The organism is Ignavibacteriota bacterium (assembly GCA_013285405.1).
In the GTDB taxonomy this organism is placed as follows: domain Bacteria; phylum Bacteroidota; class Ignavibacteria; order Ignavibacteriales; family Ignavibacteriaceae; genus IGN2.
The window spans coordinates 1,789,641-1,801,501 of the sequence record CP053446.1; the positions used below are offsets into that span (position 1 = coordinate 1,789,641).

The 11,861-nt window shown below is 35.4% G+C and carries 11 protein-coding genes; 2 read left to right on the forward strand and 9 right to left on the reverse strand.

All coding sequences use genetic code 11. The features are described 5' to 3' along the window. Positions 1 to 44 precede the first annotated feature (44 nt). Complete coding sequence (locus tag HND39_07730) at positions 45 to 587, reverse strand: NifU family protein (GenBank protein ID QKJ96183.1); 543 nt, start codon at positions 585 to 587, stop codon at positions 45 to 47. A gap of 155 nt (positions 588 to 742) precedes the next feature. Here HND39_07730 and HND39_07735 point away from each other — a divergent pair, with 155 nt between their 5' ends. Then, positions 743 to 1,744, forward strand: coding sequence for an asparaginase (locus tag HND39_07735; GenBank protein ID QKJ96184.1), 1,002 nt, complete (start codon positions 743 to 745; stop codon positions 1,742 to 1,744). 12 nt (positions 1,745 to 1,756) lie between these two features. On the opposite strand, the gene HND39_07740 is transcribed toward HND39_07735, so the two are convergent. The 4 genes from HND39_07740 to queC form a co-directional block, all read right to left on the reverse strand. Further along, complete coding sequence (locus HND39_07740) at positions 1,757 to 2,575, reverse strand: glutamate racemase (GenBank protein QKJ97927.1); 819 nt, start codon at positions 2,573 to 2,575, stop codon at positions 1,757 to 1,759. An 80-nt stretch (positions 2,576 to 2,655) separates the two neighbouring features. Then, a complete protein-coding gene (locus HND39_07745; GenBank protein QKJ97928.1) occupies positions 2,656 to 5,226 on the reverse strand; it encodes an HD domain-containing protein in 2,571 nt (856 codons plus the stop codon). Positions 5,227 to 5,377: 151 nt separating this feature from the next. After that, a complete protein-coding gene (gene queF / locus HND39_07750; protein QKJ96185.1) occupies positions 5,378 to 5,761 on the reverse strand; it encodes an NADPH-dependent 7-cyano-7-deazaguanine reductase QueF in 384 nt (127 codons plus the stop codon). A 21-nt stretch (positions 5,762 to 5,782) separates the two neighbouring features. Beyond that, positions 5,783 to 6,478, reverse strand: a complete 696-nt coding sequence (queC, locus tag HND39_07755) for a 7-cyano-7-deazaguanine synthase QueC (protein ID QKJ96186.1) — start codon at positions 6,476 to 6,478, stop codon at positions 5,783 to 5,785. Between the two features lie 286 nt (positions 6,479 to 6,764). On the opposite strand from queC, the gene HND39_07760 reads away from it, so the two are divergent. Next, entirely contained in the window at positions 6,765 to 7,517 is a 753-nt protein-coding gene (locus HND39_07760) for a triose-phosphate isomerase (protein QKJ96187.1), read from the forward strand. Between the two features lie 601 nt (positions 7,518 to 8,118). Here HND39_07760 and HND39_07765 read toward each other — a convergent pair. The 4 genes from HND39_07765 to HND39_07780 form a co-directional block, all read right to left on the reverse strand. Then, positions 8,119 to 9,429: a citrate (Si)-synthase gene (locus HND39_07765; protein ID QKJ96188.1), complete on the reverse strand. Its 1,311-nt coding sequence runs from the start codon at positions 9,427 to 9,429 to the stop codon at positions 8,119 to 8,121. A 199-nt stretch (positions 9,430 to 9,628) separates the two neighbouring features. Further along, positions 9,629 to 10,987: an MBL fold metallo-hydrolase gene (locus tag HND39_07770; GenBank protein QKJ96189.1), complete on the reverse strand. Its 1,359-nt coding sequence runs from the start codon at positions 10,985 to 10,987 to the stop codon at positions 9,629 to 9,631. Positions 10,988 to 11,229: 242 nt separating this feature from the next. Next, positions 11,230 to 11,541, reverse strand: a complete 312-nt coding sequence (locus HND39_07775) for a hypothetical protein (GenBank protein ID QKJ96190.1) — start codon at positions 11,539 to 11,541, stop codon at positions 11,230 to 11,232. Positions 11,542 to 11,544: 3 nt separating this feature from the next. Continuing rightward, positions 11,545 to 11,847: a hypothetical protein gene (locus tag HND39_07780; GenBank protein ID QKJ96191.1), complete on the reverse strand. Its 303-nt coding sequence runs from the start codon at positions 11,845 to 11,847 to the stop codon at positions 11,545 to 11,547. Between the last annotated feature and the right edge of the window lie 14 nt (positions 11,848 to 11,861).

Genomic DNA, 11,861 nt, shown 5'->3' on the forward strand with positions numbered 1-11,861 from the left:
GAAACAATAACGGATTTCTTCCCTTGAAAAATAAAAATTTTTATTTAAGCAGCAATTACCTGGATTGAAGGATTAACGTCTCTTCTCAATAATCCCTCGATTGCTATCAGCGTCCCAGAGATTGAACTTGGACAACTTCCGCAAGCACCCTGATATCTTATTTTTACAGTGAAGCCATCAATTCCTAAAACCTGCAAACCACCGCCATCACCTGCAAGCGCTGGTCGTACTTTTTGATCAAGCAGATAATTAATTCTTTTTAGCAGCTCGTTCTCTTCCTCGGCAGTTGGTGCTTTTACTGTTTCTGCAGGTATCAAATTCGCATCAAATGCTTTTAAGAATTCAATGAATGGTCTCTGAATTTGTCCCCAATTAGATTCAGGTGATTTTTCAATAGTTACAAACTTATCCATATAGAAAACTGAAACAACTCCATCTAGCTGAAAAATTCCAGAAGCAAACGGATCATCTTTAGCTGATTCCTTATCATGATATTGCCGCGTTTCGTAATTAAGTAGTTTTTGGTTTAATATAAACTTTAATGCATGCGGGTTTGGCGTTAAGTCAACATCTTCTACCATTAACATAGTAACCTCATTTTTTTATTTTAAACTTAATCTAACCTGAGGTCACCTTCAAGTTAAATCAGAGTCAACCATTGTCTGTGTGACGACACTAAAATGAGTTTTTAGAAAAATTAGCTTAATTTTGATCACTATTTTCAAACGATAATTTTAAATCTATGTCTGATAAAAAAAGTATTCTCATCGTATTTACCGGCGGCACTTTTTCGATGAAGATTGATAAAAAGAAGTCAGGTGGTGCCGTGCCAAAATATTCCGGAGCGGAACTTCTGAAAAAGATTCCGGAAGCCAAGAAGATCGCAGATATTTCTTTTTATGATTTCGGGAAATATCCTGGTCCTCATGTTACTCCTGAAATTATGATGGAATTATCAAAGCAATTGAGGAAACGGCTTACTGATAAAAAATATGATGGGATAATAATAACACATGGAACAGATACTCTTGAAGAAACTGCTTACCTAATTGATCTAACAATCAAAACAGAAATACCAATTGTATTCACAGGCTCGATGAGGAATAGTTCGGAACAAAATTGGGATGGACCGAAAAATTTGATTGATTCATTACTTGTTTGTCTGAGTAAAAATTCAAGAGAAATGGGAACACTCGTTTGCATGAATGGTGAAGTGAATGCTGCAAGTGAAGTAACTAAAATTTTTTCAAATGAGTTTGAAACTTTTCAAAGTCTGGATTTTGGTACACTCGGTTTTGTTGAGAAAGGAAGAGTGATTTACAATCGTTTACCAAGATTTCTCGAAACAATTAATACAAATAAAATTAATACAAACGTTGATCTGCTTACGGTTTATGCAGGAATGGATGAAAAGTTTTTCAGACATTCTGCTGATTCTGATGCGGATGGACTAGTCATTGAAGCTTTAGGAGTTGGAAATGTTCCGCCTGCTGCATTTAAAGGAATTGAATATGTTATAAAAAAAAACATTCCGGTTGTGCTGGTATCAAGATGTCCAGCCGGAGAAACAGATTACATTTACAGTTATCCCGGGGCAGGAAGACACTTACATGATCTCGGTGTGATATTTACTGATTACCTGAACGGTCAGAAAGCGAGAATCAAGCTGATGCTTGCTTTAGCTAAAACCAGTGATAGAAAAATCCTGAAGAAAATTTTTGAGGGCGAGATCAGGGAGATTTAGATATCCAATGATTTAGCCCTTTGAAATCAACATTTCCAGATCAACTTTGTGGACGTGGTCTATTTCTTTTCCAAGAAACAATTCGGCAACTTCTTTAAACTTTGCAGGAATATCACTTACGTAATATTCCTGCACTCCTGTTTTCTTTGAATCAGAAAGTAAATCAAGTTTTTCAAGTTCTGATTTAATTACTTCAGAAGAAGCGATGCCCGAATCAATCAAAGTAACTTTGCTGCCGATAACTTTCCGGATGACTTCAGATAATATTGGATAATGCGTACAACCAAGAACTAACGTATCGATTTTCTCTTCGCGTAGTTCTTTCAAATATTCCTCAGCAACTTCGTACGTTGCTTTGTGATTTATCCAGCCTTCTTCTGCAAGTGGTACAAATAGCGGACAAGGTTTTTCAATAACCTGTGCAGAACTATTTATCTTTTTAATTTCTTTTGAATAAGCAAGGTTGCTGACAGTTGCTCTTGTTCCGATCACTCCGATTTTTTTACTTTGACTTTTCTTTAACGCCAGTCTCGAACCGGGTTCAATCATACCGATAATAGGAATGTCGAACTTTTTTTTCAGATCTGGAATTGCTATTGATGAAGCTGTATTGCAAGCGACCACAAGTGCTTTAATATTTTTTTGCAGCAGGAATTTTGTGTCCTGGATTGAATATTCGATCACCGTTGAATTTGACTTTGAACCATAAGGAACACGCGCAGTATCACCGAAATAAATTATACTTTCGTTTGGCAGAGTTGAGGAAAGCCTTTTAACAACTGTTAGTCCGCCAATACCTGAGTCAAAGACACCGATCGGGCTTCGTTTCACTTCGCCCTGATGATTCGGGTTTTGTTTCACTTCGCCCTGACGGATTGGTTTTTGTTTGTCTGTTTGGTTCAAAATAATCCTTATAATAATTTATCAATTGAAGAAGCAATTTCATTTTTTACAAACTCGTAATCGTTGGGGGAAATTTTTTTTCCATTTCTATCAAGCACATAAAATGCATCCACAATCTCGTCTCCCTGTGTAGAAATTTTTGCGAAGAAAATGTTCAAACCGAGTTCATTCATTTTGCTGGTAACATGATACAGAAACCCTAATCTGTCAGGTGAATGAACATCAATGATGGTGTATCTTTCGTGATTTTCAAAAGCGACTTTTACATTACCTTTTTTCTTGAAAAGCTTACTTTCAATTCTCCACCATTTTGATTTTAAAGAAGCCACTTCTTTTCCAAGCTGCAAAAGTCCGCGTACTGCAAGGTTCATATCTTCTTCTATTTTTTGAAATCGCGTTTTTTCAAGTTTATTATGCGAACTGAAGTCGGTTACGTTGAAAGTATCAATTACAATTCCGTCTTTACGAGTAAATATTTTTGCATCGTGAATGTTAATGTCATTAATCGCCAGCACTCCACAAAGTTTTGAAAGCAGTGAAGGAAAATCTTTTGTGATGACTGTTATTCCGGTGTAACCGTTTGACTCAGAAAATATAACAGAAACTACTGAACCTTTTTCAATTTCCTCAATGTGTCTGGCGATTTCTTCGGCACCAAAATGATGAGTGTATGCTAAATCGTCGATTGAATCTATATGCTGTTGAACGTCTTCTTCGGAGATATTGGGAGAAAATTTGCTAATCTCTTTTGGAACAGCAAAGGTAGTAGAGTACAATAGTTCTTCACCTGAAATTTTTTCTTCAAGCATTGCACGGGTTTTCCGGTAAAGTTCTGCAAGAAGTTCATTCTTCCAGCTTGTCCATACAACGGGATTAACAGCAGACAAATCAGCATAAGTTAAAAGATAAAGTTGTTCAAGCTCTTCAATAGATTTAAATCTTGAGGTAAAGTTATTCAGGGTTTCGGGATCATTTAAATTTCTTCTGAATGCAGTTTGTTCCATTACAAGATGATTCATCACTAATGAAGAAACAATACTTATTTCTTCGTCACCATATCCCATTCGGTACATTATTGAAGCAGCAAGTTCAGCCCCTAGAATTTCGTGTCCGCTTATATTTATTGGCTTTGCAATATCGTGAAGAAGTAATCCGAGGAAAAGTTTTTCTTTGTCTTTAAGCTTATTAAAAATTTTTCCTAAGTGTGAATTTTCATTAGCAAGATTTTCTACATTTTGGATTGCAATAAGCGTGTGTTCATCGGCAGTGTAAGTATGATAAACTCCATGCTGGAGAAATCCATTAAGGTCTTTGAACTCGGGCATAAATGCACCAAGTGCACCGAGTTCATTCATTATGTAAAGTGTTTGCCCCACATTATTCGGCAGTCTTAATATTTCTCTGAAGAACACAGAAGATTCACTCTCCTGAATATGATGTCTGTCAGTAGCCTCAAACTTGTCAACAATGTATGAGCGAAGTTCTTCATCAAATCTGGCTGAATGCAAACCGCGATAATAAAATACACGCAGGATATCTGACATACTTAACGGCGTATTATTCCGCATTGAAATCACTTTACCTTTAATAATAAAATCATCATCAAGATTTATTGATAACGAGGCTGGCAATGAGGCTACCACAGCATCATCGTGTAGTTTTTTTGTAATCGATTTGGAAAAACGGTTAAGTATCACTGCGGCATTAAAATATATCCGCATAAAATCTATCAGGGATTCTTCCTCAAATCCAAAAATTTTTGCAATCCTGATTTGTTCGCTGAACTCAAACCGGTCATGCTTTTGCTTTGCTTCAAGGTGCATGAGGTTTCTGACAGAAAGAATCATTTTATAACTGCTAAGCACACGATTGCATTCATCAATTGAAGAAGCTTTTTCATTTTTCAGAATATTCAGGAAGGTTTCAATCTGTGTCGCTTCCTGCTGTTTATTTATCAATTCTTTGTTTGCGAAAATATAAATCCATTCCACCAATTGTAAATCTCTTAATCCGCCGGCTGAATATTTTAGATTTGGTTCCAGCATTTTTGGTGATGAACCATACTTTTTATATCGCTCTTCTGAATCTTCGATCAATCTGTTAATCAAGTCTGCTTTCATTTCCTCATTGATTGAATTGAGCAGAGTTTCATTCCAGAGGTGATAAACTTTTTCTGAGCCCAACAAGTATCGGGTTTCAAAAAATTGTGTGAACGTATGAAGATCTGACAGCATATATTTCCGGATGTCGGATAAATCTCTGACTGTATGAGAAACTTCCAATCCGTTATCCCAGAATTTTGTTACCAGCTCAGAAATGTCCTTCGCATTTTCTTCAACTGATTCTGAAATAAAAATTATATCAATGTCTGAATAAGGAGAAAACTCACGGCGGCTGAAACTTCCTGCTGAAGCAAGGGCGAAGTGATATTTTTTTGTTCCTGTCACAGCACGGATAAATTCCTCAATCATCAGGCTGTATTCTTTGCTGAACCTCAATGCATCTGCTTGTTTTGCATGAGCTGCAAAAAGAAGGTCACGTCGTTCCCTGAATATTTTTTTTATATCCGAATCCAAAATATTAATCCTGTAAAATCCTGAATCATTTATTTGAGACTTCTGAATTATTATGAATGTGTTACTCTTTTTAATTTAAAAACCAGATATTTCACTCCTGCCTTGCCGGCAGGCAGGTCGTTCAATATGACAAATTATAATTTTTCAGAAGTCTCTATTTATTAAACAGATCACTGAAATACTCAGCTTCAATCATTGATGAAATGCCACCTCTTACATTGAACTCGGCAGTTATCAGCATATATCGCGGCTTGCAAACATTTACAAGGTCATCCAAAATTTTGTTCGTGGCACTTTCAAAAAACAAACCGTCGTTCCGGTATGAGTTGAAATAAATTTTTAATGATTTTAATTCGATACAGAGTTTATCAGGAACGTATTCAACAGTGATCGTTGCAAAATCAGGCTGACCTGTTTTTGGACAAAGCGAAGTGAATTCCGGTGCAGTGTGAATTATTGTATAATCACGATCCGGGAATTCGTTTTTAAATGTTTCAATAATTTTTCTTTTCTGATTGATATATTTTATTGTTTTCATAAATCTCTCAAAAGTTATTAATCATTTGTAAATAGGTTTAGTTTTATACTTTATTGGATCTTCAACTCCGGCCATCTGAAATCCTCTGAGACGAAGAGCGCAGCTATCACAAACTCCGCAAGCAATATCTTCGTTTTGATAACAACTCCATGTTAAATGCAGTGGTGCATTTAATTTAATTCCTTTTTTTATTATTTCAGCTTTTGAAAGATGAATAACAGGTGTTTCAATTTTAATTTTTGTTTCGGGTTTTGTCCCAAGATCAATCATCTTTTCAAATGCAGAAAAGAATTCAGGTCTGCAATCAGGATAGCCGGAAGAATCTTCATATACAGCACCGATAAAAACAGCTTTTGCATTCAGCACTTCTGCCCAGCTAACACAAGCCGAAAGAATATTTGCATTCCTGAATGGAACGTATGAAGTTGGTACTTCCTTGTTGCTGAGATTCGCATTTGATACCGAAATATCTTTATCCGTTAATGATGAACCACCGATTTTTGAAAGATGAGGATAATCAATGACCAATCTTTCATTGATTTTATAAAAATCGGCAATGTCGTTGAAAGCTTTCAGTTCCCGATTTTCGGTTCGCTGACCATAATTAATATGCGCAAATGCAAGTTGATATTTTTCATCTGCAATTGCAGCAGTCACACAACTATCCATTCCTCCGCTGACGGCGACAACAGCAAGTTCTTTTACATCAATATTCATAATTTCAATAAATTGATGTTTAAAATACTAAATTGGAAAGTGAGTTTACAGGTCTGTTTTAATGGAATTAATTATCTTTTTGAAAAAAATACAGAGATAATTAAGAAACTGATTTTGAAGGTAATGAGAAAAATTAATGATGAACCATGAACAATAGAAGGGACAATCATTCAATACATAATACAATCATACATCTCATACAATCAGACGCTTGTAGTTGTATGTTTGTATGGATGTATGATAAATTTCGCATCATATATAAATAATTTTTCAAAAGGAATATGTAATGCGTAAAAAAGTCATAGCCGGTAATTGGAAAATGAATATGGACATGCATCAATCACAAAAATTGGTGTCTGAAATAATTAATGGATTGGGAAAAGATAACCGGGCAGAAGTTATAATTTGTCCGCCTTTTACATCGTTGAGTGAAGTTAGTTCATTGTTGAAAGGAACACAGATAAAACTTGGTGCACAAAATATGTTTTACGAAGAAAGCGGAGCTTTTACCGGAGAAATATCTGCTGATATGCTGAAGTCTGTTGATTGTGAATTTGTAATTATCGGTCACTCAGAACGAAGAGTAATTTTTAATGAATCAGATGAACTGATAAACAAAAAAATAAAAACAGCGCTGACAAAAGGATTGAAACCAATTTTCTGCATTGGAGAGCTTCTCGGGCAAAGAGAAAAAAACGAAACAATGAAAGTTGTTACACAACAGATTGAAAAAGGATTGGAAGGAATTTCTTCTGAACAAATGAAAAATATTATTATTGCTTACGAACCTGTCTGGGCAATTGGGACAGGTAAAACTGCAACACCACAACAGGCACAGGAAGTTCATTCGTTCATTCGCGACTTAATCGCAAAAAAATTCTCGACGTCGGTTGCAGAAAATTTAATCATCCAGTACGGCGGAAGTGTAAAATCAGAAAATTCTGGAGAACTTCTCTCACAAAAAGATATTGACGGTGCACTCGTTGGTGGAGCTTGTCTGAAAGCAGATTCGTTTCTCGGGATTATTGTTTCTGCGTAATAAACTCTATCGGAAAGATCGGACTGATAAAGAAAAGATATGTGCTTAAACGCAATACTCAATTAATTCTTTCAGTTTAAAACAATACCATCAAACAATTTTCTTTCCTTTTGATTTATGAGTACTTAAATTCTCATCTTTCTTGCTTGACGATTTTTCCTCACTGTTAATTTTATTGATTGTGAATAATTTACAGGTATTCAACTCTTTGTAGATTGGTTAAGAGATAATAGTAAGCTCAACACGTATTTTGACTACTTAGAAATTTATGATAATTATGGCAGCTAACAGTTTACAAATCAAGTGGAGTTTAAACTAATCAACTGGTCACTTAAAAGTTTACTTGTTCGAATAAGATCATACCATAAAAGTGTGCTGGACAAGAACAAACGAAAATAAAACTGCCAACCCATACAATGGCAGTTATATTTTAAAATGTAGAGGCTGTCTCAAAAGTCCAAAAATGTCAACCTGAGTCCTTCGATAAACTCAGGGCAAGCGCTGTCGAAGACTGACAATTTGGATTAAAAACACTCTTCGACAATCTCAGGGTAACAGAAATAATTAGTTATGAGACAGCCTCTACAAAGACTGAGTCTTTTTATTTTTTTATTCCCGCAGCTTCCTCAAGCATTTCGGTTGTAACAGATTTTGGTCTTTCCAGAGGATAACCGAGTCCGCGATCCCAGATAATATTTGCAACAACACCAAGCGATCTCCCTACAGCAAAAAGAACGGTGTAGAAATCATATTCTTTTAATCCATAATACCACTGGATTACACCGGATTGTGCATCAACATTTGGCCATGGATTTTTTGCTTTGCCCTGTTCAAGTAATATTGGTGGCACAACTTTGAAAAGCAGATCAACATACTTAAACAAAAGATCATTGGGTAAATGTTTTAAACAAAACTCTCTTTGAGCCATGTAACGTGGATCGGTTTTTCTTAAAACTGCATGTCCAAATCCGGGAATAACCTGTCCGCTTTTAAGTGTTTCCAGAACGAAATTTTTCATTTCTTCTTCAGTAGGAACTTTTTCGCCCAGCTTTATATGAAGCTCATGCAGCCACCTCAAAACTTCCTGGTTTGCAAGTCCGTGTAATGGACCGGCGAGACCATTAGTCATTGCAGATATTGAATAATAAATATCTGAAAGAGCGCTCGCCACGAGATGACCTGTATGAGCACTAACGTTTCCGCTTTCATGATCGCTGTGTAAAATGAAATACATTCTGGCAACATCATCATAAGGTTTTGGTATTCCCATCATGTGAGCAAAGTTTGCTCCAAAATCCAGCTTTGGATCGGATTCAATTATCTTCCCGCCTTTGTATTTTATCCTGTAAATGAATGCAGCGATTTCAGGAAGTTTTGCCAGAAGATTCAAACCATCTTCATAAGTAGGATTCCAATAATCATTTTTCTTTAGTATTCCAGAATTGTAATCTCTGACAAAAACAGATTCACGCTGCATAGACAGAATTGCAGTTGAAAACATTACCATAGGATGAGAATCATGCGGCATTGCTTTCAGAATATCGAAAACATAAGTCGGCACAATTTTACGACGACTAAATTCCATCGTAACTTCCTTAATATCATCCTGTGTTGGAATCTCGCCGGTTAATAAGAAGAAATAAAATCCTTCCACAAAAGGCATTTCTCCGCCGGGAACTTTGGGAAGTTTCTCCATCACTTCCGGAATTGTCAATCCTCTGAATCGGATCCCTTCAAAAGGATCGAGATAAGAGATATCTGTGACAAGACTTTTAATATCGCGCGCTCCTCCTATAACCTGACCAATATCTACTTCATCTACTTTCACGTTTCCGAATTCTTTGATTAAACGTGCAGTACGCGGTCTCCACTCCTCAATTTTTTTTCTTAGTTTTTCTTTTAGTTCAGACATTTTTCCTCCACTGATTTTAGTTATAATTCAATTAATAATGGGTAAGCATTTTTGATTGTTCGTATTCCCACTGATATAAAAAATTTATCAGCAGGTGTAGAGCTGATGGCAAGATGCAATGTGTTTGAAAGATACTCCAATTGCCCCTCTTGATTAAAACGAATAATTTACTTTTTTAATATATCAATAGTTTGTGCCATTAATCAAATATTATCTTATAGAAATTTTCAGCAGCGAACACTTTTTTTGTTGGAAATTTTTTCAGGATAGAATTGCCCATCCAGCTAATTGCTTCATTATCTCCATGAATTAAAACTATTTTGTCAGGATTCAGGGTTGAAACCAATTCCAATAATTCTTCCCGTTTTGAATGAGCTGAAAGACGGAAGTTTTTAATTTCACACTTCACTTCCGTTTTTGAATCGCGATCGGTAAGTTGAATTTTATCTCCACGTTTTGCGTTTGCTATTTTGCTGCCGGGAGTTGACGGATCCATGTATCCAACTGTAAATATTGCCGAATCTTTTTTATGCAGCCAGATTTTTGCGAGCGTAAATGAATTGGTTGACTCTATTATCATTCCGCTTGAAGCCAGAACAATACACGGAAATTTGAATAGCTGTTCAACATCATCCAACTCAAATAAATTTTTTTGAGGAATATCAGACAGAACCAAATCAATTTCTTTTCTATTGACTAAATACCTGTTGTAATCATAAATCCTGTTAATCTTGTTTCCGATTCCGCCGGTGAAAATATCCACACTTGTAATTTTATTTTTTTTCATTTGAAGCCAGATAATCGCAAGTATCTCCTGTAATTTTCCCAAAGCAAAAACGGGGATGAGAACGGAACCTCCGTTATTAATTACTTTATTAATTGAAGATGCGAATCTTTCAACTTCTATATTCCAGTTATTGATAACAGATGAATCAGTTGCGCCATAAGTCGTTTCGGTTAAAAGTATATCAATTTTTTCATCGGGTAGTTTTGCACCAGCAAGTAGAGATTGGGCGGAAAGATTTATATCGCCGGTAAAAAATAATTTTTTATTATCGAATCGCAGTAAGATTCCTGCTGAACCAATAATATGTCCGGCATCAAAAAATTCACCTTCAACAACCTGAGCGCTTGTCAACGAATTAAGAATAAATTTTTCATTGTAAGATTTATAGTTTATGGATTTGATCAGAAGATCAACTTCATCACGTGTATAAATTTCAAAATCCTTTTCATTCACCTGTCTTTTTAATATTGAAATTGCATTGTGCAATGTTAACTCAGCAACAGCACGTGTTTGAGGAGTTGTGATAATTTTCAGATGAGGGAATTTTTTAATGAGAAAAGGAAGTGCATTTAAATGATCCTGGTGTGCGTGTGAAATTAAAACATAGTCGGTTGGTCTGTTATCGAGTAAATCAAATTTTGGGAGAGAATCCAATCCGGTTTTTTGAGGATGCATTCCACACTCGAGGATAATTCCAAGTCCGTTGATGTTCAGATAGTAACAGTTTGCACCGATTTCACCGGCACCACCGAGTGATACAAATTCGATCATTAAGTCAGTATAAAATTATGATGAGCAAATCTAAAGAAAAGTGTAAAAAGAATATTGTCGTAGAGGCTGTCTCAAAAGTCCTATAATGTCAAGCCGAGCGTATCGAAGACTGACAATTTGGATTAAAATCACCCTTCGACAAACTCAGGTGCGTACATACATTGGATTGTAAGCAAAGATGACATCTTTCAGTAGGCTTTCCAAATCGGTAAAAGATGTCATCTTTTACACACTTTCTCTCATTAATCTTCAATCATATAATTATCATTAAAGATATTTCTTTTCATTTCAATATGATACTTAATGAATTTATCTTGCCCACCAAACCATTCTAATAATTCATCTCTATTAAGACTTGTTTTATTATTTCCACACAAAACATTGTATGAACTAAATTTGAACTGGGTCAAGTCTTTGGTTATACCGTGATGAACCGGATTCGCGTGGATATAGTAAACAGCCGAATAAAAGTATTTCTCATCCTCAATAATTTTTCTCTTAAATCCTCTTTGAAATAAATTTCCTTTCCTCTTTTCCTGAATGTTAATCGACATAGATTATGAAATAAAAAACTTCCTGAAGCTTTCACTAACTATATTCGGGACATCAGTTTTTACACTTCCGAGAATATGGAAATGGTTTGGTAGTAAACAGTATGCAAATGTATCGATACAATCAGATAAATATTTATCGTATTGCCTAAGAAAATAGGAATAGTTTTCCTCTTTAAAGAATATGCTCTCTTTACCATTACCCCGATTGTAAAAATTATAGAGTTTGTTTTTATATAATGGAATATAATAATCTACTTTTTTCATCTCGTTTAACTTAAAGATGACATCTTTCGGAAAAGATGTCATCTTTTGTAATTATT

Excerpts from the sequence above, each read along its gene's own strand:
- HND39_07730 (QKJ96183.1), bottom strand. The coding sequence starts at position 587 with ATGTTAATGGTAGAAGATGTTGACTTAACGCCAAACCCGCATGCATTA.
- HND39_07735 (QKJ96184.1), top strand. The coding sequence starts at position 743 with ATGTCTGATAAAAAAAGTATTCTCATCGTATTTACCGGCGGCACTTTT.
- queF (QKJ96185.1), bottom strand. The coding sequence starts at position 5,761 with ATGAAAACAATAAAATATATCAATCAGAAAAGAAAAATTATTGAAACA.
- queC (QKJ96186.1), bottom strand. The coding sequence starts at position 6,478 with ATGAATATTGATGTAAAAGAACTTGCTGTTGTCGCCGTCAGCGGAGGA.
- HND39_07760 (QKJ96187.1), top strand. The coding sequence starts at position 6,765 with ATGCGTAAAAAAGTCATAGCCGGTAATTGGAAAATGAATATGGACATG.
- HND39_07765 (QKJ96188.1), bottom strand. The coding sequence starts at position 9,429 with ATGTCTGAACTAAAAGAAAAACTAAGAAAAAAAATTGAGGAGTGGAGA.
- HND39_07770 (QKJ96189.1), bottom strand. The coding sequence starts at position 10,987 with ATGATCGAATTTGTATCACTCGGTGGTGCCGGTGAAATCGGTGCAAAC.
- HND39_07775 (QKJ96190.1), bottom strand. The coding sequence starts at position 11,541 with ATGTCGATTAACATTCAGGAAAAGAGGAAAGGAAATTTATTTCAAAGA.
- HND39_07780 (QKJ96191.1), bottom strand. The coding sequence starts at position 11,847 with ATGACATCTTTTCCGAAAGATGTCATCTTTAAGTTAAACGAGATGAAA.